The 23,873-nt window shown below is 71.7% G+C and carries 21 protein-coding genes; 14 read left to right on the top strand and 7 right to left on the bottom strand.

The genetic code is table 11. The features are described from left to right. Positions 1 to 23: 23 nt before the first annotated feature. On the bottom strand, positions 24 to 842 hold the full coding sequence (locus tag Vse01_RS26585; protein WP_093401604.1) for a DUF998 domain-containing protein: 819 nt from the start codon (positions 840 to 842) through the stop codon (positions 24 to 26). Between the two features lie 126 nt (positions 843 to 968). On the opposite strand from Vse01_RS26585, the gene Vse01_RS26580 reads away from it, so the two are divergent. After that, positions 969 to 1,667: a TetR/AcrR family transcriptional regulator gene (locus Vse01_RS26580; RefSeq protein WP_170863268.1), complete on the top strand. Its 699-nt coding sequence runs from the start codon at positions 969 to 971 to the stop codon at positions 1,665 to 1,667. On the opposite strand, the gene Vse01_RS26575 is transcribed toward Vse01_RS26580, so the two are convergent. Further along, positions 1,612 to 3,408, bottom strand: a complete 1,797-nt coding sequence (locus Vse01_RS26575; protein ID WP_093401414.1) for a beta-N-acetylhexosaminidase — start codon at positions 3,406 to 3,408, stop codon at positions 1,612 to 1,614. The genes Vse01_RS26580 and Vse01_RS26575 overlap by 56 nt on opposite strands. Before the next feature lie 312 nt (positions 3,409 to 3,720). On the opposite strand from Vse01_RS26575, the gene ppdK reads away from it, so the two are divergent. After that, entirely contained in the window at positions 3,721 to 6,456 is a 2,736-nt protein-coding gene (ppdK, locus tag Vse01_RS26570; RefSeq protein ID WP_093401413.1) for a pyruvate, phosphate dikinase, read from the top strand. Positions 6,457 to 6,821: 365 nt separating this feature from the next. Here the strand turns inward: ppdK and Vse01_RS26565 are convergent, their stop codons facing one another. Continuing rightward, entirely contained in the window at positions 6,822 to 7,304 is a 483-nt protein-coding gene (locus tag Vse01_RS26565; RefSeq protein ID WP_232511006.1) for a roadblock/LC7 domain-containing protein, read from the bottom strand. Positions 7,305 to 7,612: 308 nt separating this feature from the next. Between Vse01_RS26565 and Vse01_RS26560 the strand changes: the two genes are divergently transcribed. The 9 genes from Vse01_RS26560 (at position 7,613) to Vse01_RS26520 (ending at position 17,101) form a co-directional block, all read left to right on the top strand. Further along, the gene (locus Vse01_RS26560; protein WP_093401411.1) at positions 7,613 to 7,966 is read left to right on the top strand and encodes a VOC family protein; all 354 of its coding nucleotides are present in this window, start codon (positions 7,613 to 7,615) and stop codon (positions 7,964 to 7,966) included. Further along, positions 7,963 to 9,204, top strand: coding sequence for a deoxyguanosinetriphosphate triphosphohydrolase (locus Vse01_RS26555; protein WP_093401410.1), 1,242 nt, complete (start codon positions 7,963 to 7,965; stop codon positions 9,202 to 9,204). The genes Vse01_RS26560 and Vse01_RS26555 overlap by 4 nt, the downstream gene beginning before the upstream one ends. Before the next feature lie 51 nt (positions 9,205 to 9,255). Further along, positions 9,256 to 10,101: a siderophore-interacting protein gene (locus tag Vse01_RS26550; protein WP_093401409.1), complete on the top strand. Its 846-nt coding sequence runs from the start codon at positions 9,256 to 9,258 to the stop codon at positions 10,099 to 10,101. 198 nt (positions 10,102 to 10,299) lie between these two features. Further along, positions 10,300 to 11,883 carry a BCCT family transporter gene (locus tag Vse01_RS26545; protein WP_373870723.1) on the top strand — a complete coding sequence of 528 codons (1,584 nt, stop codon included), beginning with the start codon at positions 10,300 to 10,302 and terminating at the stop codon, positions 11,881 to 11,883. A gap of 179 nt (positions 11,884 to 12,062) precedes the next feature. After that, on the top strand, positions 12,063 to 13,937 hold the full coding sequence (gene dnaG / locus Vse01_RS26540) for a DNA primase (RefSeq protein ID WP_093401407.1): 1,875 nt from the start codon (positions 12,063 to 12,065) through the stop codon (positions 13,935 to 13,937). Between the two features lie 2 nt (positions 13,938 to 13,939). Next, entirely contained in the window at positions 13,940 to 14,476 is a 537-nt protein-coding gene (locus Vse01_RS26535) for a hypothetical protein (protein ID WP_093401406.1), read from the top strand. Positions 14,477 to 14,525: 49 nt separating this feature from the next. Then, complete coding sequence (locus tag Vse01_RS26530; RefSeq protein ID WP_093401405.1) at positions 14,526 to 15,458, top strand: ABC transporter ATP-binding protein; 933 nt, start codon at positions 14,526 to 14,528, stop codon at positions 15,456 to 15,458. Positions 15,459 to 15,484: 26 nt separating this feature from the next. Further along, positions 15,485 to 16,282, top strand: a complete 798-nt coding sequence (locus tag Vse01_RS26525; protein WP_093401404.1) for an ABC transporter permease — start codon at positions 15,485 to 15,487, stop codon at positions 16,280 to 16,282. 9 nt (positions 16,283 to 16,291) lie between these two features. Then, positions 16,292 to 17,101 carry an ABC transporter permease gene (locus tag Vse01_RS26520; RefSeq protein WP_093401403.1) on the top strand — a complete coding sequence of 270 codons (810 nt, stop codon included), beginning with the start codon at positions 16,292 to 16,294 and terminating at the stop codon, positions 17,099 to 17,101. 128 nt (positions 17,102 to 17,229) lie between these two features. Here the strand turns inward: Vse01_RS26520 and Vse01_RS26515 are convergent, their stop codons facing one another. Continuing rightward, complete coding sequence (locus Vse01_RS26515) at positions 17,230 to 17,466, bottom strand: flavin reductase (RefSeq protein ID WP_093401603.1); 237 nt, start codon at positions 17,464 to 17,466, stop codon at positions 17,230 to 17,232. Between the two features lie 523 nt (positions 17,467 to 17,989). On the opposite strand from Vse01_RS26515, the gene Vse01_RS26510 reads away from it, so the two are divergent. The 3 genes from Vse01_RS26510 (at position 17,990) to Vse01_RS26500 (ending at position 20,062) form a co-directional block, all read left to right on the top strand. Then, positions 17,990 to 18,793 (top strand): helix-turn-helix domain-containing protein, encoded by an 804-nt coding sequence (locus Vse01_RS26510; protein ID WP_232511003.1) that lies wholly within the window; start codon positions 17,990 to 17,992, stop codon positions 18,791 to 18,793. Further along, the gene (locus Vse01_RS26505; RefSeq protein WP_093401402.1) at positions 18,784 to 18,975 is read left to right on the top strand and encodes a DUF397 domain-containing protein; all 192 of its coding nucleotides are present in this window, start codon (positions 18,784 to 18,786) and stop codon (positions 18,973 to 18,975) included. Before Vse01_RS26510 ends, Vse01_RS26505 begins: the two co-directional genes overlap by 10 nt. A 115-nt stretch (positions 18,976 to 19,090) precedes the next feature. Beyond that, positions 19,091 to 20,062: a putative endonuclease domain-containing protein gene (locus tag Vse01_RS26500; protein ID WP_093401601.1), complete on the top strand. Its 972-nt coding sequence runs from the start codon at positions 19,091 to 19,093 to the stop codon at positions 20,060 to 20,062. Between the two features lie 3 nt (positions 20,063 to 20,065). Here the strand turns inward: Vse01_RS26500 and Vse01_RS26495 are convergent, their stop codons facing one another. From Vse01_RS26495 to Vse01_RS26485, 3 genes are read right to left on the bottom strand one after another with little or no spacing between them, the layout of a single operon-like run. Then, the gene (locus tag Vse01_RS26495) at positions 20,066 to 21,034 is read right to left on the bottom strand and encodes a TAXI family TRAP transporter solute-binding subunit (protein ID WP_093401401.1); all 969 of its coding nucleotides are present in this window, start codon (positions 21,032 to 21,034) and stop codon (positions 20,066 to 20,068) included. Continuing rightward, on the bottom strand, positions 21,031 to 21,453 hold the full coding sequence (locus Vse01_RS26490; protein WP_170863267.1) for a roadblock/LC7 domain-containing protein: 423 nt from the start codon (positions 21,451 to 21,453) through the stop codon (positions 21,031 to 21,033). Before Vse01_RS26490 ends, Vse01_RS26495 begins: the two co-directional genes overlap by 4 nt. After that, entirely contained in the window at positions 21,454 to 23,871 is a 2,418-nt protein-coding gene (locus Vse01_RS26485; protein WP_093401400.1) for a sensor histidine kinase, read from the bottom strand. Positions 23,872 to 23,873 lie beyond the last annotated feature (2 nt).

The following is a 23,873-nucleotide window of genomic DNA, read 5'->3' as shown; positions in this document are numbered from 1 at the left end:
CCGGCCACATGATGACCCGGGTGTCAGGGGCGGGTCAGGAGTCGGGTGCCGGCAGCGCCGAGCCAGGCGATCCCGGCATATATCGCGATCCGCTCGAACGCCCCACCCGGCGCGCCGGGGAACAACCCGGCATGGTCGAGGGTGACGAGCGTGGCGCAGGTCAGGAAGGCGGTCAGCACCAGCGCCGCGACGCCCCGCCCCACATCACGCCAGCCGGTGGGCTGGCCACCGGTGCCTACCAGTTGACCGGAGGCGGGCCCGGCAGTGGGGTCCGTGCGTTCGTCGATTCCGGATTCGCTGATGGCGTCCGTGTCATCGCCAGCGGCAGGTTCGGCGTCAGCGTCCGCGCGCTGACCGGCGTGGGTGATGGCCGCCCTGACCGTCGCGCCGCGTGGGTCGAGATCCCGGCCCAGCCGCCAGGCGGTCACGGTGAGCGCGGCGACGACGAGCAGTCCCGCGAGGTCGTGGAGTCCGCCGAGCCAGGTTTGCCTCCCGATGGCACCCGGTGGGTAGTCGAGGCCGGGGTCGATGGGAAATACGGCCGTGGACACCAGGGCCAGCCCGGCCAGGGCCACGGATTTCCAGGTTGCCCCGCGCGGCGTCTCGCCGGCCGCCCTCGCCCGGTCCCGTAGCCCGATCGCGATGGCGACGATCAGCAGGCCGACGGCGACGAGCTTGACGGTGCCGAGCCAGCCCAGGTCACCCAGGGACAGATGGCTGATCCAGTGCCGGGTGAGCTGATAGCCGGGACGGGTCGCGCCGTCGGTCAGGTCCACGCCGATCATCGTGGCCGGCGCGAGGATGGCTGCGGCAGTAGCGATACACGTCCTGACATCCTTCATCGACCTCACGCGAACGATGTTCGCATAAGGCGAACGATGTTCGCAAGCTGGTCTCGCCGACCCTCGACTACGCTGTGGCCGTTCCGCCGGGATCGGGGCGGCCACCGGAGCTGCGGAGGAAGCCGGATGACCGACAGCGGTGCGGAGATCCCGGCTCGACGGGGCACCCGAACGAAGCCTGCGCTTACCCGGCAGGCGATCGTCGGGGCCGCGCTCGACCTGGTCGACCGAGCCGGCGTGGATGCGGTCACCATGCGCAGCGTCGCCGACCGGCTCGGCACCGGGCCGGCCTCGATCTACCGGCACGTCACCGGTAAGGACGAGCTTCTCGAACTCGTGCTCGACCGGGTGCTGGCCGAGGTCGCCGTGCCGCCGCCTCACCCGGAGGACTGGCGCGGGCCGCTCATCGCGCTGGCCCGCGAGGTACGACGGGTCCTGCTGGCGCACAACGACATCGCCGCGGTGGCCATGTCGGGTCCGCCAGTCGGTGGCAACCCGGCCCGCATCGCGGAGGCGTTACTGGCGATCCTGCGTACGGCCGGTTTTCCGGACCAGGTCTGCGCGTGGGCGGTCGACCGGCTCTCGCTCTACGTCACCGCCGACGCCCTCGACACCGCGCGGCAGCGGGTCATGGGTCACGATGGCCCGGCGGCAGCACAACGGCGCTGGGCACAGGTCGCGCAGTACTACCGCGACCTGCCCGCCGACCGTTTCCCGCACACCGTCGCGCTGCGCGACGCACTGTTCGCCGACGGACCGGTGGACCGCTTCACCCTCGGTCTGGAGCTGTTCCTGGACGGACTGGCGGCTCGCCGGAACGGCTGACCGGCGAGGGCTCGGCCGGCTCGGTGCCGGGCGACGGCCTGCGCGGGGCGGGCACCGGTGGCGTCGCCGGCCAGGGCAGTTTCGGACAGCGGTGGTACGCGATGCCCGCCGTCGCCCAGCGTGGGCCGTGCCCCGCCAGCCGCTCGCGGAACGCCCCCCAGTCGTGCGTCGACCTGGGTGACCAGCCCAGCTCGGCAATGGCGGGCAGCCGGGGGAACAGCATGAACTCGATCTCGGCGAGGGTGGTCACCGACTCGGTCCACAGCGGCGCCTCGACACCGAGCACCGCCTCGGCCGGTACGCCCGCCAGGTGACTGGCCGGATCCCAGTCGTAGGCCCGGCGTACGTCGATCAGGCCGGCCCAGTCGTGCCCGATCGGGGTGGCCGGGGCGTACTTCATGTCGAGGTACGCGTGGTTGCCGGGAGAGAGGATCAGCCGGGCGCCTCGGCTCACCGCCTCGGCGGTCACCGGATCCTCGCCGGTCGTGCCCCACCACTGGAGGATCCGCCGGTCGGCGTGGGCGGCGGGGGCGATCTGGTGCCAGCCGATCACTTCCCGGCCCAGTCCGGCGACGATGCGCTGCACCCGTTCGACGAAAGCGGCGTACACCTCGGCGGGCACCTTGAACGCCTCGTCGCCGCCGATGTGCAGCCACCGCCCGGGGGTGAGCGCGGCGATCTCGCCGAGCACGTCGGCGACGAAGTCGTAGGTGCGCTCGCTGGCCGGGTCGACGTAGCTGAAGCCCACCTCGGTTCCGGTGTACGGCGGCGGCGCGACCCGGTCGGGGGCCAGCTCGCCGTACGCGGTCAGCGCCGCGTGGGTGTGGCCCGGCAGGTCGATCTCGGGGATCACGGTGATGTGCCGGTCGGCGGCGTACGCCACGATCCGTTGGTAGTCCGCCCGGGTGTAGTAGCCGCCGGGGGCTTCGCCGACCGCGCCGGCCCCGCCGACGGTGGCCAGCCGGGGCCAGGAGTCGATCGCGATCCGCCAGCCCTGGTCGTCGGTGAGGTGCAGGTGCAGCCGGTTGAGCTTGTACCGGGCCAGGTGGTCGATCACCCGCAGCACGTCGGTGACGCCGAAGAAGTGCCGCGCCACGTCGAGCATCGCTCCGCGGTGCGGGTAGCGGGGGCGGTCGAGAATCGACCCGCCGGGCAGCACCCAGCGTTCGGTGACCGGCGTGGCGCTCTCCACGGCGGCGGGCAGCAACTGCCGCAGCGTCTGAACCCCGTGGAAGAGACCGGCGGCGGTGCCGGCGGCGATGCGTACGCCGTCGGTGGTGATGTCGAGCCGGTAGCCCTCCGCACCCAGTGCGGCCTCGCCGGACAGGTCGAGGGCGATGCCACCGGACGGTACGGGCGTGGCGGCATCGGTCACCGGCAGCGGGTATCCGGTCGCCGGGCGCAGCAGCGCGGCGAGCTGCCCGGCGACGGCCACTGCGGCCGGATCGGCGCTGACCCGGATCACCGCATCGGCGGCGAGCAGGTAGTCGGCCGTCGCGTCCGGTTCGACTCGTTCCGGCGCGGGCACCACGTCGCCCAGCCGGGTCGGTGCCGGCGGCGCGAGCAGCGCCGCCGCCTTCCGCTCCGCCGCCCGGGCCAGTTCCCCAGCGGTACGTCCGGCAGCCTGGGCCGCATCGTCGGCGCGCGCGGCGGTCTCCGCCTCCGGGGCGGGTGCCGCTTCGGGCGGTGCGGGGAGGTCGGCGAGCTGGGGCGGGTCGAGTGGTTCGGGTGCGGCGGACACGAGGACTCCCGAGGGGGTGTATTCGCGGCGGTTGTGGCAATGGTGCGGGGTGGTGACGGAGCGTGCCGTCAAGGGTACGGGGAGGTCGGCAATTGCGTGAATGTGCGCGTGGAACCGTTCCCAAAAACCGTGCTGAACGCGAACAGTCGTGATTGCTGTGCCTATTGTCACCGAATGCTCCCGGGCCGCTCGTTGTTCGCTTAGCCTTCGCCCACCGATCGGCACGACTCCCCGGATTACCAGCTGGTGGATTCGGGGTATCACAAAACTTAACCTTCGTTAAGTGTCAATCCGGGTGCGTGGGAGGCTCTGGTGGCAGCGCAAGAGACGGTTGAGCACAAGTACGTCTACGACTTCGCCGAGGGCAACAAGGATCTCAAGGACCTCCTCGGCGGCAAGGGAGCGAACCTGGCCGAGATGACCAATCTCGGCCTGCCGGTGCCGCCCGGCTTCACCATCACCACCGAGGCGTGCAAGGCGTACCTCGACACGGGTGCGGAACCGGCCGGGCTGGCCGACCAGATCAGCGCGCACCTGACGGCGCTGGAGCGCGAGATGGGCCGGCGTCTCGGTGACCCGGACGACCCGCTGCTGGTCTCCGTACGCTCCGGGGCGAAGTTCTCGATGCCCGGAATGATGGAAACCGTACTCAACGTCGGTCTCAATGACCGCAGCGTCGAAGGACTGGCCCGGCAGGCCGGTGGCTCGACCGACCAGGCCGCCTCCGGCGGTGCGGACAGGTTCGCCTGGGACTCCTACCGGCGGCTGATCCAGATGTTCGGCAAGACCGTCTGCGACGTGCCGGGCGAGGAGTTCGAGCATGCGCTCGACGAGGCCAAGCGTGCCAAGGGCACCGACCTCGACCTGGACCTGGACGCGGACGACCTGCGTGGACTCGTCGACGCGTACAAGAAGATCTTCACCAAGCACACCGGGCGGGAGTTCCCGCAGGAGCCGCGCGACCAGCTGGACCTGGCGGTCCGCGCGGTGTTCGACTCGTGGAACGCCGAGCGGGCGGTGGTCTACCGCCGGCAGGAGCGCATCCCGGCCGACCTGGGCACCGCCGTCAACGTGGTGGCGATGGTCTTCGGCAACCTCGGTCCCGACTCCGGCACCGGCGTCGCCTTCACCCGCGACCCGGCCAGCGGCGCCCAGGGCATCTACGGCGACTACCTGGCCAACGCGCAGGGCGAGGACGTCGTCGCCGGCATCCGAAACACCGTGCCGTTGCAGGAGCTGGAGCGGATCGACAAGGACTCCTACGACGAACTGCTCGACTACATGGCCCGGCTGGAGCGGCACTACCGGGACCTGTGTGACATCGAGTTCACCATCGAGCGCGGCAAGCTGTGGATGCTCCAGACCCGGGTCGGCAAGCGCACCGCCGCCGCCGCGTTCGTCATCGCCGGCCAACTCGTCGACGAGGGCCTGATCGACCTCGACGAGGCCCTGCACCGGGTCAACGGCGCACAACTGGCTCAGTTGATGTTCCCGCGCTTCCAGCTCGACCACGAGTTCCAGCCGGTCGCCACCGGTATCGGCGCCTCGCCGGGCGCGGCGGTCGGGAAGGTGGTCTTCACCTCGGCCCGCGCGGTCGAGCTGGCCGCCGCGGGCGAGGCCGTCATCCTGGTCCGCCGGGAGACCAACCCGGACGACCTCAACGGCATGATCGCCGCCAAGGGCATCCTCACCTCGCGGGGCGGCAAGACCAGTCACGCCGCCGTGGTCGCCCGGGGCATGGGCAAGACCTGCGTCTCGGGTGCCGACGAACTGGACATCGACGTGCCGAAGCGGCGGTTCGCCGTGGCCGGACACACGGTCACCGAGGGAGACGTCGTCTCCATCGACGGCACCACCGGCAAGGTGTACCTGGGCGAAGTGCCGGTCAGCCCGTCCGAGGTGGTCCGCTACTTCGAGGGTGAACTCGATCCGGCGTCCACAGACGACGCGCTGGTCAGGGCCGTACACCGGATCATGTCGCACGCGGACGGCAGCCGGCGGCTGGCGGTGCGTACCAATGCCGACACCGCCGCCGACGCGGCCCGGGCCCGGCGCTTCGGCGCCGAGGGCATCGGGTTGTGCCGCACCGAGCACATGTTCCTCGGCGACCGGCGTGAGCTGGTGGAACGGCTCATCCTGGCCCGCGATCCGGCCGAGCGGGAGGACGCGCTCGCCGCGTTGCTGCCGTTGCAGCGGGCGGATTTCGTGGAGATCTTCCGGGAGATGGACGGCCTGCCGGTCACCGTCCGGTTGATCGACCCGCCGCTGCACGAGTTCCTGCCGCCGCTGGAACAGCTCGCCGTAAACGTGGCGGTCGCCCAGGAGCGCGGCGAGGACGTCGCCAAAGAGGAGGCGCTGCTGGCGGCGGTACGCCGGATGCATGAGGAGAACCCGATGCTCGGGCTGCGCGGCGTACGACTGGGCCTGGTCATCCCCGGCCTGTTCGCGATGCAGGTCCGGGCGATCACCGAGGCGGCTGTGGAGTGCACCCGCCAGGGCGTACGTCCCTGCCCGGAGATCATGGTCCCGCTGGTCGGCGCGGTCCAGGAACTGGAGACGGTACGCGCCGAGGCCGAGCGGATCATCGCCGAGGTGGTAGGTGGCAGCGACGTCGACGTGCTGATCGGCACGATGATCGAGGTGCCCCGGGCGGCGTTGACCGCCGGGCAGATCGCCGAGGCCGCGGAGTTCTTCTCCTTCGGCACCAACGACCTGACCCAGATGGGGTGGGGCTTCTCCCGCGACGACGTGGAGGGAGCGTTCTTCTGGCGCTACCTGGAGCTGGGCATCTTCGGCATTTCACCGTTCGAGTCCATCGACGCCGACGGGATCGGTCGGCTGGTACGCATCGCCGCCGAGGAAGGGCGGGCGGCCCGCCCGGGGCTCAAGCTCGGGGTCTGCGGCGAGCACGGCGGTGATCCCGACTCGGTGCACTTCTTCCACTCCGTCGGGCTGGACTACGTCTCGTGCTCGCCGTTCCGGGTGCCGGTGGCGCGGCTGGAGGCCGGCCGAGCGGCAGTGGTCACCAGCGGCTCGGACAGTCGCTGACCAGGCGGCTCGCCCCGCCCCGGGCGAGCCGCATACCCGCCGCGCGCCGCGTTGCGTCGTGCCGCGCCGCGTTGCGTCGTGCCGCGCCGCGCTGCGTCGTGCCGCGCTGCGTCGTGCCGCGCCGCGCTGCGTCGTGCCGCGCGGTGAAGCACAGCAACATCGGGGATGTTGCTGTGTCGAGCGGCCGTGAGACGACAACATCCCCGATGTTGCTGCATGGCGCGCGGGGTGGCGCGTGGCGTGCGGGGTGGCGTGGCGTGCGGGGTGCGCGCGGGGTGCGGCGTGGCGCGGGCACGGGTAGTGCGGCGCGGGGGCGCATGACGTGGCGGGCGGCGCGTGTGGATGCCGCCCGGTGCCAGGAGCGGTCAGATCGGGGGGCGCCGCCAAGTGATGGACTGTGCGCGGCGGGGGCGTTGGTTCGGCATCGAGGCCATGGGTGTGCGTACCGCCAGCGGGGCGTGCGGATCCGGCTGGTCGGGCAGCAGCGTCGGGCGGCGGCAGGCGGCGAGGGCCGGACCGGTGCGGCGGACCACCCCACGGGCCTCTTCGCGCAGTGCCGCCAGATCCGCTCCCGGTGCGGCGACCAGGGTCAGCAGGGCATCCCGACCGGCCGGGTAGGTGACCACGCAACCGGCCGCGGTGTGCACCACGGACTCGTGGAACTCGCCTTGCCGCACGGTGGCGGCCATCCGATGCCCGAGGCCGAAGCTGGCTGCGGCCAGCGCCGCCAGGTGAGTGGCGTCGGTCGTGGGCAGGTCGCTGGAGATGAGCAGGCCGTCCGTGCCGGCGAGGACCGTGCCGGCGACCTCGGGACGGCGTCGGCGCAGCCCCCGGAGCTCGGTACCCATCATCGTTTCCGCGTTCACGAGCGTGTCTCTCCCACCGGTCGTGTCTCGCCGCAACAGGTGACGTTCCGCGATGGCGACGCTACCCGTGGATGTCGATGAGTGCGATCCCGTTACCGTCGGCAATCGGGCGACAACTCTCGTCTGATCGGAGGATGTGGGCCCGCCGTGGGCACGTCGTCGGCGCGCCGAACCGGGGCCTCGGGCGTAACCTGACTTCGCCCGTGGACAGTCGTTTCGCGAAGGGGTGGACGGATGGGATCGCGTGCCGAGTTGTCGGAGGCTGTCGGTGTCGCGGTGGCGGTGCCGGCATGACCGCCGTGTGGGAGAGCCTGACCGTCGATGCCCGTGATCCGGGGCGGCTGGCCCGCTGGTGGGCCGAGGCGCTCGGGTACCAGGTGGTCGAGGAGCGACCCGACGAGGTGGAGATCCGGCAGAGCGCGGACCGGCTGCCCGGCATCGTGTTCGTGCCGGTGACCGGCGTCAAGGAGAGCAAGAACCGGCTGCACCTCGACCTGCGCCCGACCGACCGGGAGGCCGAGGTGGAACGGCTTGTCGACATGGGTGCCCGGCACGTCGACATCGGGCAGGACGGCGACGACTGGACGGTGCTGGCCGACCCGGAGGGCAACGAGTTCTGCGTGCTGCGGCAGCGTGGGGATTGAGTGCTGCCTCCGGTGAGCCGGACGCGGCGCGTCGGGTGGCGGAGCCGGTAAAGGACCCGGAGCACGGCCGGTCCCCGTACGAGCGGGACCGGGCCCGGGTGCTGCACTCGGCGGCGTTCCGCCGGCTGGCCGCGAAGACCCAGGTGCACACGGCCGGCACCGACGACTTCCTGCGTACCCGGCTGACCCACTCGCTGGAGGTGGCCCAGATCGCCCGGGAGATGGGTGCCCGGCTGGGCTGTGATCCGGACGTGGTGGACACCGCCGGGCTGGCCCACGACCTCGGGCACCCGCCGTTCGGCCACAACGGCGAGGCCGCGCTCGACGAGCTGGCCGCCGACTGCGGTGGGTTCGAGGGCAACGCCCAGACACTGCGGGTCCTGACCAGGCTGGAGGCGAAGGTGTACGGCCCGGACGGGACGTCCGCCGGGCTGAACCTGACCCGTGCCTCGCTGGACGCGGTCGGCAAGTACCCGTGGACCCGCCAGCCTGGCCGGCGCAAGTTCGGGGTGTACGCCGACGACCTGCCCGCCTTCGCCTGGCTGCGGCAGGGCTCGCCGGCCGGCGAGCGGCAGTGCCTGGAGGCGCAGGTGATGGACTGGGCCGACGACGTGGCGTACTCGGTGCACGACGTCGAGGACGGCATCCACGGTGGTTACCTCACGCTGGAGCCGTTGCTCGTCGACTCCGACGAGCGGGCGGCGCTCTGCGCCGACGTCGCCGCCGTCTATTCGACCGAGTCGGCCGACTACCTCGACGAGACGCTGACCGGGCTGCTCGCCGACCCGGTGCTCGCCCCGTTGGCCGGCTACGACGGCAGCCATCGGGCCCAGGCCGCCCTGAAGGCGACCACCAGCGTGTTGACCGGTCAGTTCGTGGCGACCGCGGTTGCGGCCACCACCGAACGCTTCGGGCCAGGGCCACACCGGCGGTACGCGGCCGACCTGGTCGTACCCCGGCCGTTGCGTGCCCGGTGCGCGCTGCTCAAGGGGATCGCCCTGCGCTACGTGATGCGTCGGCCCGGTGCGCAGGGTCGCTACCAGCGGCAGCGGGAGATAATTGCGGGGCTCGTGGCGACGCTGGCCGCGCGGGCACCTGGGGCGCTCGATCCGGTCTTCGCCCCGCTGTGGCGGGACGCACCCGATGACGAAGCCCGGCTGCGGGTGGTGATCGACCAGGTGGCCTCGCTTACCGACCCCGCCGCCCTGGCCTGGCATGATCGACTGATCAGAAGTTGACATCCGGACCGGGGGCCGAACGGCGCACGGGAGTTAGGTTAGCCTAACCGAATGACGGATCGTTCGAAGAAGGTCACCTCCGCCCGCGTACTGCGCACGTCGCGGCCCACCCCGCACGTGGTCCGGCTGGTGCTCGGCGGGGAGGAACTGGCCGGCCTGCCGGTCGGCGAGTTCACCGACCACTACATCAAGATCGTCTTTCCGGTCGCCGGGATCGACCACCCGCGCCCACTCGATCTCGCCGCCATTCGTCGCGACCTGCCGCGCGAGCAGTGGCCCCGGCTGCGCGCGTACACGGTCCGCGCCTGGGACGCGGCGGCCGGGGAACTGACCGTCGACGTGGTGCACCACGGCGACGAAGGGCTGGCCGGCCCGTGGGCGGCGGGGCTGCGTCCCGGTGACGAGGTGCTGTTCGTCGGCCCGGGTGGGGCGTACGCGCCGAGCCCGGCGGCCGACTGGCACCTGCTGGTCGGCGACGAGAGCGCCCTGCCGGCGATCGCCGCTTCCCTGGCCCGGCTGCCCGTCGGTGCGCCCGCGTACGTCTTCGTCGAGGTCGACGGCCCGGCCGACGAACAGCCGCTGCCCAGCCCCGGCGCGGTCCGGCTGACCTGGCTGCACCGGGGCGTACGCCCGGTGGGTGAGGCGCTGGTGGACGCGGTGCGTGAGCTGAATTTCCCGCCCGGCACGGTGCACGCCTTCGTGCACGGTGAGGCGTCCTTCGTCCGCCAGTTGCGCCGGTTGCTGCGGGTGGAGCGGTCGGTGCCCCGCGAGTGGCTGTCCATCTCCGGCTACTGGCGAAAGGGCCTGGACGACGAGGGTTGGCGGGCCACCAAGCCGGACTGGAACCGCCAGGTCGAGGCCGACGAACAGGGCCGCGTTCCCGTGCCGCTCGGTTGACCGTCGAGCCGATAACCGGCAAGGTGGCACCCCAACGCGCCCCTAAACGGCCGAAAGTCGACTCTCAGGGTGCGATTAGCCGGATTCTCGGAGCACGGCGGCAGGGGAACGGGAGGATGGTCAGGGGTGACCATGAGCGAGCAGGTAGACGAGAAGACCGCCGAACCTGGCGGTAGGGGCGGCACGATCGATCCGATCGTGCTGGGCCTGGGCGTCGGCGGAGTGCTCGCCGTGGTGCTCTGGGGGGTTCTGGCCCGTGACTCGCTGGCGAGTGTCGGCGAATCGGGTCTGGCCTGGGTGATCGACACGTTCGGCTGGTTCTTCGTGGTGGCGGCCAACGCCTTCCTGGTGCTGGCGGTGGTGCTGGCGCTGTCCCGGTTCGGCCGGATCCGGCTCGGCAAGGACGACGACGAGCCGGAGTTCAGCACGCTGGCCTGGATCGCCATGATGTTCAGCGCCGGCATGGGCATCGGCCTGGTCTTCTTCGCCGTGGCCGAGCCCATCCAGCACTACGCCACACCACCACCGGCGACCGGCGTCGAGCCGCAGACCGGGCAGGCGGCGTCCGCGGCCATGCAGTTCACTCTCTTCCACTGGACCCTGCACCCGTGGGCGATCTACGCGGTGGTGGCGCTGGCCCTGGCGTACTCGACGTTCCGACGGGGCCGGCAGAACCGGATCTCGGCGGCGTTCCGCCCGCTCATCGGCGACCGTGCCGACGGCGCCGTCGGTCAGGTCATCGACCTGCTGGCCGTCTTCGCCACCGTCTTCGGCTCTGCCACCAGCCTCGGCCTCGGCGCTCTCCAGGTCGCCGCCGGACTGGACCTGGTCGCCGGGGTGCCGGACTCCACAGCGGTGGAGCTGGTGGTGATCGGGGCGCTGACGCTCGCCTTCGTCATCTCCGCCTTCACCGGCCTGCACCGGGGCATCAAGTGGCTCTCCACCACGAACGTGGTGCTGGCCGTCGCGCTGATGCTCTTCGTCTTCGTGGTCGGGCCGACCATCTACACCCTTGAGGTGCTGCCGGCCTCGATCGGCGACTACCTCAGCAACCTCGTCTTCATGTCCACCCGGACCGGGGCGTTCTCCGACCCGGCCTGGCTGGGTGGCTGGACGATCTTCTACTGGGCGTGGTGGATCTCCTGGGCGCCGTTCGTCGGCACCTTCATCGCCCGCATCTCGCGGGGCCGGAGCGTGCGGCAGTTCCTGATCGGTGTCCTCCTGGTGCCCAGCGGCGCCAGCGCCGTCTGGTTCGCGATCATGGGCGGCAGCGCGCTGCGCGTGCAGGCCACCGGGGTACGTGACCTGGTGGCGGACGCCTCCGCCAGCAGCGAACAGGCGCTGTTCGGTCTGCTCGACGCGCTGCCGCTGGCGGCGTTGACCGGCGTGCTGGCCATGGTGCTCATCGCGCTGTACTTCGTCACCAGCGCCGACTCCGCCTCGCTGGTGCTCGGCTCGCTGACCTCCCGGGGCGCGCTGCGTCCGCACCGGCTGGTCGTGGTCAGCTGGGGAATCCTGATCGGCGCGGTCGCCGCCGTGCTGCTGCTCGTCGGCGGGCTGGACGCGCTGCAACAGGCCACCATCATGGTGGCGTTGCCGTTCGTGGTGGTGATGCTCGGGCTGGCCGTGGCCCTGGTCAAGGACATGGCCCGCGATCCGCTGCTGGCCGGGCCGCCGCGCACCCGCCCGCACGGGCTGGCCGACGCGGTCCGCGCCGCCCGGTCGTACGAGGAGGAGGATCCGCCGCCGGTACGCCGCTACCTGCGTCGCCGCCCCCGCTGACCGGTCCTGCCCGCCTGCCGCACCGTTCCGCCTCCGTGGCGGAACGGCGCGGCGTCGGTGTTCGCGCCCCGCGTCGATGGTGTCGGCAAGGGCGCATCCGCTGTCGGAGACGTCACCAAGGGGCCCTTCCGCGCGCCCGGTGCGGGCAGGGCAGGATGTAGGTCGAGGAGGTGGCGGGTATGGCGGGGCGGATCCGGGACGAGGACATCGCGCTGGTCCGCGAGCGTACGTCCATCGCCGAGATCATCTCCGACACCGTGACGCTCAAGTCGGCCGGTGGTGGCAACCTCAAAGGGCTCTGCCCCTTCCACGACGAGAAGAGCCCGTCGTTCAACGTCTCGCCCGCCCGCAACGTCTGGTACTGCTTCGGCTGCGGTGCCGGCGGTGACGCGATCAAGTTCCTGATGGACGCCGAGCACCTCAGCTTCGTCGAGGCGGTGGAGCGGCTCGCGGCCCGCGCCGGTCTGCAACTGCGCTACGTGGAGGACGACCGGTCCGCGCCCCGACCGAACCGTCCGCAACAGGGCCAGAAACAGCGGCTGGTGGCCGCGCACGCCGCCGCCGTCGAGTTCTACACCGCGCAGTTGGCCACGGCCGGCGCGCGTCCCGCCCGGGAGTTCCTGGCCGAGCGCGGCTTCGACCGGGCCGCCGCGCAGCGGTACGGCTGCGGCTTCGCCCCCGACGGCTGGGATCTGCTCACCAAGCACCTGCGTCAGCGTGGCTTCAGCCACGACGAACTGGTCACCGCCGGGCTGTCCCGCCCGGCCCGCTCCGGCAGCCTGATCGACAGGTTCCGCCGCCGGCTGCTCTGGCCGATCCGGGATCTGACCGGCGACGTCATCGGCTTCGGTGCGCGCAAACTCTTCGCCGACGACGACGGCCCGAAGTACCTGAACACCCCCGAGACGCCGATCTACAAGAAGTCCCACGTGCTCTACGGCATCGACCAGGCCAAACGGGAGATCGCCAAGCAGGGTCGGGTGGTGGTGGTCGAGGGTTACACCGACGTGATGGCCTGCCACCTGGCCGGCGTACCGACCGCCGTGGCGACCTGCGGCACCGCCTTCGGCGCCGACCACATCGGCGTACTGCGCCGGCTGCTGTTCGATGACCACACAGCGATGGAAGAGGTAATCTTTACCTTCGATGGTGACGCTGCGGGCCAGAAGGCTGCTCTGCGTGCCTTCTCCGATGACGGCAAGTTCATGGCCTCCACCTACATCGCCGTTAGTCCCGACAACATGGACCCCTGCGATCTGCGGATGGCGAAGGGTGACCCCGCCGTTCGGGACCTAATCGCGCGGCGTGAACCGATGATCTCCTATGCGCTTCGGTCGCGAGTGAGTCGCTTCGATCTTGACCATGTCGAGGGCCGAATTAGGGCACTGAACGCTACGGCACCGATGGTCGCCCAACTCAAGCGACGGGACCGTCGCATCCACTACTGCCGTGAGCTTGCTGGCTATCTCGGACTTGAGCCGGATGAAGTCAGCAGGGCTGTTGTGGCGAGCGAATCGGCTGCACGTCAGTCTGGAGGTTCGGCTGTTATGACCCTGCCGGCCCGGACCGAGCCGAGTGTGGACAGCCCGCAGTCGATGGTCGAGCGGGAGGCGCTGAAGCTGGCCCTCCAGGAGCCGGTGCTGGCCGGTCCGATGTTCGACGCGGTCGAGGCGACCGACTACCGGCATCCGGTGCACGTGGCCGTCCGGGCGGCGGTCGCCGCGGCCGGCGGAGTCGCGTCGGCAGCCGGCGGCGCGGTGTGGATCGAGGCGGTACGCGACGCCTGCGAGGATCTCGCCGCCCAGGCCCTGGTCGGTGAGCTGGCCGTGGAACCGTTGCGGATCGACGGCGAACCGGACCCGCGCTACGTCTCGATCACCATGGCCCGGTTGCAGTGGGGGTCGGTCACCGCACGGATCCGGGAGCTGAAGTCCCGGATCCAGCGGATCAATCCGGTAAACAACAAGGACGAGTACTTCGCCGCCTTCGGTGAGCTGCTCTCGCTGGAGCAGCACGCCCGTGCCCTGCGCGAGCAGGCGGCGGGAGGGTTGTAGGGATGCCACTGTTCCGCCGCCGGCCGAAGCTGCCACCGGCCGACCGGCCGCCGCTGGAGCGCGACGAACGGGTGCTGGCCTGGGCCGCCGCCGGCAACGGGGAGGGCGACGGGGTGGTGGTCGCCACCAACCTCGGGCTCTGGCTGCCCGGCCGGGGCCACCGGATCGGCTGGCACGACGTGGTCAAGGCGGTCTGGTCGGGCCGCGAGCTGACCGTGACCCCGGGTGAGCGGGTCGCCGAGCGGGACGGCTACCTGGTGGTCGCCGAGCTGCCGGCCGAGCGGTACCTGCTGCTCGATCCGGGTGAGCTGCCGCACCAGGTACGCACCCGGGTCACCCGCTCCGTCGCGTACACCCAGCACCACGCCCTGCCCGGCGGATCCGGCCGCATCGTCGGTCGCCGGGTGCCCGGCAGTGACGGTCTGACCTGGATGGTCCACTACGACCCCGGTACCCCCACCGACGCCCCCGACGTCCTCGCCGAAACCGACCGCCTCGTCGCCGCCGCCCGCACCGCCACCACCCCCGCCGACCTCTGAACTCGTTAATCCGTTGGGAAGTGTCGGACCGGGTGTCTAGGGTCCGGGAGTGACCACGGGGCGACCACTCATTCAGGCACGGGGGCTGGTGAAGCGGTTCGGCGACTTCACTGCCGTCGACGGCATCGACGTGGAGGTCAGCGCCGGTGAGGCGTTCGGCTTCCTGGGGCCCAACGGCGCCGGCAAGTCGTCCACCATGCGGATGGTCGGCTGCACCTCGCCGCCCAGCGGCGGAGAGCTGCACATCCTGGGCATGGATCCGGTGCGGGACGGGCCAGCCATCCGGGCTCGGCTCGGCGTCTGTCCACAGCTCGACAACCTCGACCCCGAGCTGACCGTCCGGGAAAACCTCACGACGTACGCCCGCTACTTCGGCATTCCCCGCCGGGTGGCCCGGGCACGGGCCGCCGAGCTGCTGGATTTCGTGCAGCTCGGCGACCGGGCGGACAGCAAGGTCGAGCCGCTCTCAGGTGGCATGAAGCGCCGGCTCACCATCGCCCGCGCGTTGGTCAACGAGCCGGACATCGTGCTCCTCGACGAGCCGACCACAGGTCTCGACCCGCAGGCCCGGCACCTGGTCTGGGAACGGCTGTTCCGGCTCAAGCAGCAGGGCGTCACGCTGGTGCTCACCACGCACTACATGGACGAGGCCGAGCAGCTCTGTGACCGGTTGGTGGTGATGGACGGCGGCCGGATCGTCGCCGAGGGGTCGCCGCGCGCGCTCATCGAGCAGCATGCCACCCGCGAGGTGGTCGAGCTGCGGTTCGCCGCCGAGTCGCAGGAGACGTTCGCCGGCAAGCTGGACGCGCTGGGGGAACGCGTCGAGGTGCTGCCCGACCGGGTCCTGGTCTACGTGTCCGACGGTGACGCGGCGGTGGCCGAGGTGGCCGCGCTCGGGCTGCGACCGACAAACGTGCTGGTCCGACGCAGCAGCCTGGAGGACGTCTTCCTGCACCTCACCGGCCGCACCCTCGTCGACTGAGCCAGGACTTGCTGGAAGGGGCTGCCGTGACGGCACAACTCACCCGAGACCGACCCGCCCTGCCGCGGGTGCCGGCCCTCGCCGTACTCGAATACCACCTGGTGGGTTACCGGCGCACCTGGCGGGCCGGCGCCTTCTCGTCCTTCCTGCTGCCCACGCTCACCGTGCTCGGGTTCGGGGTGGGCGTCGGGGCGTACATCGACCAGGGCGTGGGTGGCGTCTCCTACCTGGAATGGATCGCCGGCGGGCTGCTCGCCTCGACGGCGTTGCAGGTGGCGATCAGCGAGTCAACCTGGCCGGTGTTCGGCAACCTCCAGTGGCAGAAGATCTACCTCGGGCAGCGCTCGTCGCCGCTGCGGGTGGCCGACATCCTCGCCGGTCACCTCTCGTTCGTACTGTTCCGGGTGCTGACCGCCGTCATCGCGTTTCTCCTGGTGACCGGGGTGCTGGGGGCGCTGCGCTCGCCGTGGGCGGTGCTGGCGGTGCCGGTGGCGGCGCTGCTCGCGCTGGCCGTCGCCGCGCCCACCTTCGCGTACGCCGCGTCGGTCGACTCGGACAGTTGGCTCGCCATGCTGTTCCGCTTCGCGGTGATCCCGATGACCCTGTTCGCCGGGGTGTTCTTCCCGGTCGAGTCGCTGCCGCTGGCGCTGCGCTGGCTCGCGTACGTCACGCCGCTCTGGCACGCCGTGGACCTGTGCCGCGCGGCGGTGCTCGGCGTCGCCCCGCAGTGGTCGGTGATCGGCCACCTGTGCTACCTGGCCGCCTGGGCGGCCGGAGGATGGCTGCTCGCCCGCCGCGTCTTCGCCCGCCGGCTCGTCGTCTAGGAGAGGGTCATGGTCACTCTGGTGCTGCCCCGGCTTGTCGACGTCTCGGCCGCGTCGCGGCGATCCGCGTCGGTCACCGAACGGAACGTCGCCGCCCTGAGGTCCGTCTACTGGCTGCTGCTCGTCTCCGGCTTCGTCGAGCCGCTGCTCTACCTGCTTTCCATCGGCGTCGGGGTGGGTGCGCTGATCGGCGACCTGACGCTGCCCAGCGGTGCGGTGGTGACGTACGCGGCCTTCGTCGCCCCGGCCATGCTCGCCTCGTCGGCGATGACCGGCGCGCTGGCGGAGACCACCTTCAACTTCTTCGGGAAGATGAAGTACATGAAGCTGTACGACGGGGTGATCGCCACCCCGGTGCAGCCATTCGAAATCGCCCTCGGCGAGCTGGCCTGGGCGATGCTGCGGGGCAGCGCGTACTCGGCCGCTTTCCTCGTGGTGATGGTGGTGATGGACCTGACCGCGCCCGCCCGCGCGCTCGCCGCATTCCCGGCGGCGGTGCTGGTCGGCTTCGCGTTCGGCGCGCTCGGCATGGCCATCGCCACGTTCATGCGCAGCTGGCAGGATTTCGACCTGATGAGCTCGATGCAGTTCGTCCTGTTCCTGTTCTCCGGCACCTTCGTGCCCGCCGAGGCGTACCCGGCGGTGCTGCGGTGGCTGGTCGAGGTGACTCCGCTCTACCGGGCGGTGCACCTGATCCGTGCGCTGACCGTCGACACCGGCGGCTGGAGCTGGACACTCGACGTGCTCTACCTGCTCGCGGTGCTCGCCGCCGGCCTGCTCATCGCCTCCCGCCGGATGGGTCGCCTGCTCTACAAGTAGCCCACGCTCCCGCCGGCGCTCGGGCGGTGGGCGGCGCGGGCAGCGGAGATTGTGGCACTCCAGGTGCCCTCCGGTCGGCGTGTCTAGCATCAGGAGTGCCACAGTCCAGCACCACGGCGCGACGCGTCTCAACGGGGCCGGGCCCAGGTGAGGAAGCGGTCGGCCAGGACGCCCGGTGGATACTGGCCGGTGAGGTCGCCGGCCGCGTCGTACATCATCGTGCCGAGATAGATCAGCAGGCCGGTCCGGTTCTCCCGGTACTCGCCGAGCAGCGCCAGCCGGGCCGGCGAACACGGCCACGCGGCCCCGCAGACCCGGCACCGCCACGAGGGGCGGGCCGCGAGATGCGGCCGGTAGCGGGGCATCAGCGCTGCCCGGGCTCGCCGCCGGGGGACGAGCGGGAACACCCGGGTCGGTGCCGTCGCCCAGTCCGGACGACCCTGGGTCCGCTGCGATGGCACCCGATGCCCGGATTGGTCTGCGGCCGATGCGCGCGTCCCTGGTCCCGGCCGGTTCGGATGCGGCGGCTGGCCGAAACTCGCTGGTGGTGGGTTGGTCGAGGTGACCTGGTCGGTCATGTCCTGCCACCAGGCCGGTGGCAGGGGGCGGGTGTTGCGGGTGCGCTGGGGGAGCGGCGCGGGTGTCGCCGGGGGCCGGCATCGCCAGAACCTGATTCGCATGAAGCCTCCGTCGATGTGGAGGGGGCGCCGGCCGAATGTCGGGTGTTGCCGGCGCCCCGGCCTGGTTCCGCCCGCCGTCCGTTCCCGTGAGCGGTTCCGCTGAGTGACAGTCTGGTGAGGACACGACTACGGTGGGAGGCCCGGCGCGGTGACGACCAGCGCGTCCACGGCCGGTCCCAGACGGTACGAGGATGTACGGAGGGTGTCCGTGGAGCGCTCGTCCATGCTGGAGCACTTCGCCGAGGAGCTGCGGCTGGCCCGGGCCGGTGCCGGCATGTCACAGACCGCGCTGGCCGAGGCACTCAGCTACTCGGCCGCGCTGGTGGCCAAGGTGGAGACCGGTGAGCGCCGCCCCAGCCTGGACTTCGCCCGCCGCAGCGACACCGTCTTCGGCGGGGACGGTCGGTTCGAGCGCATCCAGCGCCGAATCAGCCGGGAAACAGTGGTGCCGTGGTTCCGCGACTGGCCCGGCATCGAGGCCGAGGCCACCGCGTTGCGGTCGTTCGAGCCGCTCTACGTGCCGGGCCTGTTGCAGACCGAGGCATACGCCCGCGCGATTCTGGACGGCGCCGGATTGTTCGCGCCGGACGAGATCGACCAACAGGTGACGAACCGGCTGGACCGGCAACCGGTGCTCACCCGGGACCGACCGCCGTTGTTCACCGTGGTCATCGACGAGTACGTGCTGCGCCGCCGGATAGGCAGCCCGGAGATGATGCGCGAGCAGCTGCGGCACCTGGTCAAGCTCGGCTCGACGCTGCCCCGGGTTCGGATCCAGGTCGTGCCGCTCTCCGCGGGGGCCTATCCAGGGCTCGACGGCCCCTTCGTCATCGCGACCTACCCGCAGGGCGAGGACGTGGTCTACCTGGAGGGGCAGCGCCACGCACAGGTGATTGACCGTTCGGAATACGTGCAGCAGATGGTTGAGATTTGGGAGTCGATCCGGGGTGAGGCACTATCGCAGCAGCAGTCCCTCGACCTGATCGCGGAAGTGGCGGAGACATGGACATGACCGGCGCCCGGTGGCGCAAGAGCACCCGCAGCAACGGAGGCGGCGGCAACTGCGTGGAGGTGGCCGACAACCTGCCTGGTCTGGTGGCCGTGCGTGACTCCAAGGACCCGACCGGCCCGGTGCTGGCCTTCCCGCCCACCGCGTGGCGCAGCTTCCTCACGCACCTCCCCCTACACCCGTAACCCCGCCACGCTCCACCGTCCTATTTGGTCAATCTTGGACAGAATCCGTTAGCGCGTAACGGGAAGTGTCCAAGATCTGGTGGTGTTGGGGTCGGTGGACGGCCACGGTCGGTGGATGGTTCCGGATGAGGCGGCTGGGACGCTGGAGTGGCTGGCCTTCGAGCAGGCCGGCGTGCTCACCAGCGCGCAGGCCCGCACCGTACTGAGCGACGCCGCCGTGCGCGGGTTGGTGCGTTCCCGGCGGTGGCGGGCGATAAGTCGCGGGCTGCTGCTGACCGGCAACGGCCGGTTGACCCGGGATCAGCAGCTGTGGGTCGCGGTTCTCGCCGCCGGGGCGGGTGCGGTGCTCGCGGGTGCCACGGCAGCCACCGAGGCGGGCGTACGCGGCCTGCGACCCGAGCCGCTGCACGTGCTCGTGCCGGCGTCCCGTCGGGCCGGGCGGACCACCCTGCGCCACCTGCCGATCGATATGGCGGCCGTGGTGGTGCACCGGACATCGGTCCTGCCTGCCGAGCATCTCCAGGTCGGCCGTCCGCCGCGCACGACCACCGCGCGGGCACTTGTCGACGCCGCCAGTTGGGCGCCCTCGCCACGGGTGGCGCAGGAGACGCTCGCTGCCGGCTGCCAGCAGCGCCGGGTGCTGCCGGAGGAACTGGCCGCCGTGCTGGAGGTGCTGCCTCGCGCACCCCGACGGCTGTTGATCCGGCAGACCATCGACGACATCGCCGGTGGCGCTCAGGCGTTGAGCGAGATCGACTTCGTCCGGCTCTGCCGTCGAGCCGGTCTGCCCCGGCCCGACCTGCAACAGCGACGGACCGACGCGGCGGGCCGGACGCGCTGGCTGGACGCGTACTGGCGGGAGTGGGGTGTGCACGCGGAGATCGACGGCGCGCACCACATGGACGTACGCCAGTGGACGGCGGACATGCGCCGGCAGAATGACGTCTGGACCGCGGGGGAGCGGATTCTCCGCTTCCCCGCCTGGTTGGTCCGGGCACACCCGGAGCAGGTCGCCGACACCGTCCGCCGTGCCCTCCTGGCCGCCGGCTGGCAACCCGACGCCACAGATCGCGACTGCCAGCGGTGAGTGTCAGGCGCCCTGGTAGTAGCGGGCGGCGCCGGGGTGCAGGGGGATGGGGTCGGTGGTGGCGGCCGACTCGCGGTTGAAGTTGCGAGCTTCGGGGTGCGCCACGGCCAGGTCGGCCTGATACGTGAAGAGCAGGCGGGTCAGGTCGTACGCCAGGTCGTCGGGCATCTCCGCGCTGACCAGGATCACGTTGGGGACCGTCACGGTGGGGGTGCCCGAGGGGGTGTCGTAGGCGTCGGGGGGCAGTTCGGCGGTGGTGTAGACCGAGCCGTGCGTGGCGCTCAGCGGCTCGATCAGGTCGGCGACCGGCAGCAGCCGGAACCGGTCGGGGGCGTTGGTGAGCAGGTCGGCGATGCCCGGAGTGGGTAGCCCGCCGGAGAAGAACATTGCGTCGAGCGTGCCGCTGCGCATCCGGGCCACCGTCTCCGGCAGCGAGACCCGGGCTCGGCGTACGTCCCGTTCGGGGTCCAGTCCGGCGGCGGTGAGCAGCCGACCGGCGATGACATCGGTGCCGGACTTCGGTGAGCCGGTGGAGACCCGTCTGCCGCGCAGTCCCGCGAGGTCGGCGATCTGCGCGTCGGCGCGGACGATCACGTGGGTGTAGTTGCTGTAGACCCGGGCCAGCGCCCGAACCGGTTGCGGGCGACCGTCGAAGGCGCCACGGCCGGCGGTGGCGTCCGCCGCCGTGTCGGCGAGGCTGAAAGCGATCTCCATGTCGCCGTCGGCCAGCCGGGTGATGTTCTCGACGGAGGCCCCGGTCGGTTCCGCCCGAGCCTCGTAGCCGGGCAGGTGGCGGCTGATCACATCGGCGTAGCCGCCGCCGAGCTGGTAGTAGACCCCGGTGGTGTTGCCGGTGGCGAGGAAGATGCGCCCGTCGTGCCACGGCCGAGCCTCCGGGGCGCGCTCGGCACCGCAGGCGGTGACCAGCGCGACCGCCAGCAGGGCCGCCACCAACCGCCGCCCCCGGCTCATGCCGGCACTCCGCCGGGGTGCTCCGCCCAGTTGCGGGCCGCCGGTTCGAGCGCCTCGGCGACCCGCTGGACCAGCGTCGCCGTTTCGTAGCCGATCTGACCCAGGTCGCAGCCGGCGGCGGCCAGTACGCCGAGCAGAGCGCGGTCACCGACCGCCATCACCAGCAGTACGCCGCCGTCCATGTCTACGATCTGCTGTCGGACCCGGCCGGCGGACATCAGCCGGGCAGCGCCGACCGTCAGGCTGGCCAGGCCGCTGATCACGGCGGCGAGCTGGTCCGCCTGGTCGGTCGAGAGGTGCGGCGAGGCCGCCAGCCGCAGCCCATCCCCGGAGACGGCGAGGGCGTGCGACACGTCCGGTACCTGCTCGGCGAAGTTCGCCAGGAGCCAGTCGAGGCCGGGGCTGCCGTTGGGCATCATTCAGGGTCTCCCGTTCGTCTGCTGGTTACGTCGCATCGCGTGGGCCACCCCGGCGGAGAGGGCGGACAGCCGGGCCCGTACCACCTCGGGGTCGAGCAGGTCCGGCGCGGCCTGCGGCGGCGGCACGTCGTGCAGTTCGGACTGAAGGCCGCCGCCGCGTACCCGCCGGGGCAGGCCGGCCGCGGTGGCTTCCTCGGGGCGGGCGGCGCCGGGTCGCCAGGTCGACGCGCCGTTGGCCGACGCGGGTGGCCCGTTCGGCGCGACGCCGACGGGCTGTGCGGGCGGTCGGTAGTGCGGTTGACCGGGCTGTTCGGGTGACCAGGCCGCTGCGCCGTTGCCCACCACCGGCAGCGTCATCGTGGGGGCGCGGTGCACGTCGTACCGGTCTGCTGCGGCACCGACCACCGCCGGAGCGCCCCGGTGCCGGAACCAGGCGCCGGCGGCCGGGGGCGCCGGCCGGCCGACCGCGTTCGGACGGCCGGTGAGCTGCTCCATCCGGGTCAGCAGCGACTCCGGCACGTCCACCTGGGCGACCGTTCCGGCACCGGCGCTGTGCAGCCGCACCTGGATGCCGTGCCGGGCGGCCAGGTGGGCCACCACGTGCAGGCCCATGCTGCCGGCCGCGGCGCTGGACAACGCGGCCGGGGCGCGCAGCCGCTCGTTGATCTCGGCCAGCCGGTTCTCGCCGATGCCGATGCCCTGGTCGTGTACGCGCAGGGTCAGCCCGTCGACGGTACGTCGACCGTCCACGTGCACCGGGGTGTGCGGCGGGGAGTACGAGGTGGCGTTCTCCAACAGCTCGGCCAGCAGGTGCACCAGGTTGCCGACCGCCGAACCGTGCACACCGGCGGTGGGCACGTCGATCTCGACCCGGGCGTACTCCTCGATCTCGGAGGCGGCGCCGCGTACGACGTCGGCCACCAGATGCGGGCCGTCCTGCGAGCGTCCGGGCTCGCCGCCGGCCAGGACCAGCAGGTTCTCTCCGTTGCGCCGCATCCGGGCGGCGAGATGGTCGAGGGCGAAGAGTCGGGCCAACGCGTCCGGATCCGTCTCCTCCTGCTCGAACTCGTCGAGCAGCCGCAGCTGCCGGGTGATCAGCGTCCGGATCCGGCGGGCCAGCGCCTCGACCATCCGGGTCACGTCCATCCGCAGTTCGGCCTGCGCACCGGCGAGCCGCAGCGCGGCCCGGTTGACGGTGTCGAACGCCTCGGCCACCTGGGCGATCTCGTCGCGTCCACGGCTGATTCCCGCGGTGAGTTGCGAGGCGGTGCCCTCCGTCGGGCCGCTGTCGCCGGCCGCGATGGCGGTGATCCGCTCGGGCAGCTCCCGATGTGCCATGGTCAGCGCCGCCACCCGTAGCCGGCGCAGCCGGCGGCTGGTGCGTACCGCCAGCAGCGCGGCGCTGGCCAGCGAGACCAGCGCCAGGCCGGCGGTGGATCCGCCGGTGACCAATGCCCGTTGTCGGGCGTCCGTGGCCAACTCGGCGGCGCGCTGGTCCAGCTCGTCGGAGAGTTCCCGGCCGAGCAGGTTGAATCGGCGGATGGCACCGCTCTGGGCGACGTACCAGGCGTCTCCGTCGGCGGGCAGCGCGGCCGGCTCGGCGTCGGCGTTCAATGCGCTGTCGCGCATCCGGCGGGCGGTGGAGACGTCGCCGCCGGCGATCAGACGGGTGTACGCGTCGGTGGCGCGTTCCCCGGCGATCCGGGAGAACTCGGCCTGCCGCTGCTCCTGCGCGCCGCGCAGCCGGCCCAGCCGGGCGAGTTCGCCCTCGACCAGCTCACCTCGCACGAAGATTGCCCGGAGCAGGTCACGTTCCAGCGACGCCAGGTGTTCCTGGGCGGCGACGGCGGCCACCTCACGGGCGCGGTTGGCCAGCTCAGGGTCGCGTAGCTGAGCGGGCAGCGCGTCGGCGACGGCGAGCAGCGACTCGACCAGCGCCACGTAGATCCCGTCGGCATTGTCGGTGGTGAGCGCGGCGATCCGGGCCTCGTCGAGCTGGTCGAGGTGTTCGGTCACGCCGTCGAGGTCGTGGCCGAGGTCCGGGGCGGTGCGGCGGGCGTCGGAGCTGGCGGTCCGGTAGCGTTCGCTGGCCTCGTCGACCCGGTGCCGCTGGGCGTCGACCAACTGCCGGCCGGAGGTACCGCCGCGCTGGCGGAGCGCCGCCGTCTCACCGAGTTCCCGTTCCAGCTCGTGTACCAGCGAGACGGTGGCGGTGGCGGTGCCGGCCAGCACGCGGGCCCGTTCGGCGTCGGCGGAGGCGGCCAGGGCGTCACCGGTCTGGATGGCCCCCAGCACGAGCAGGCCGGCGGTGGCGATCAGGATCGGTGCGAGCAGTTGGGTACGCACCGACCAGAGTCGGCCGGTGTGGCCGGACGGACGGTTGTGCCGGCGTACGCGGGCCAGCGAGGACAGCGGCACGG

It is taken from the genome of Micromonospora sediminimaris (assembly GCF_016863575.1).
GTDB lineage: Bacteria > Actinomycetota > Actinomycetes > Mycobacteriales > Micromonosporaceae > Micromonospora > Micromonospora sediminimaris.
Note: the sequence above shows the minus strand (reverse complement) of the source record. Positions and strands in the feature narration are given on the sequence as shown.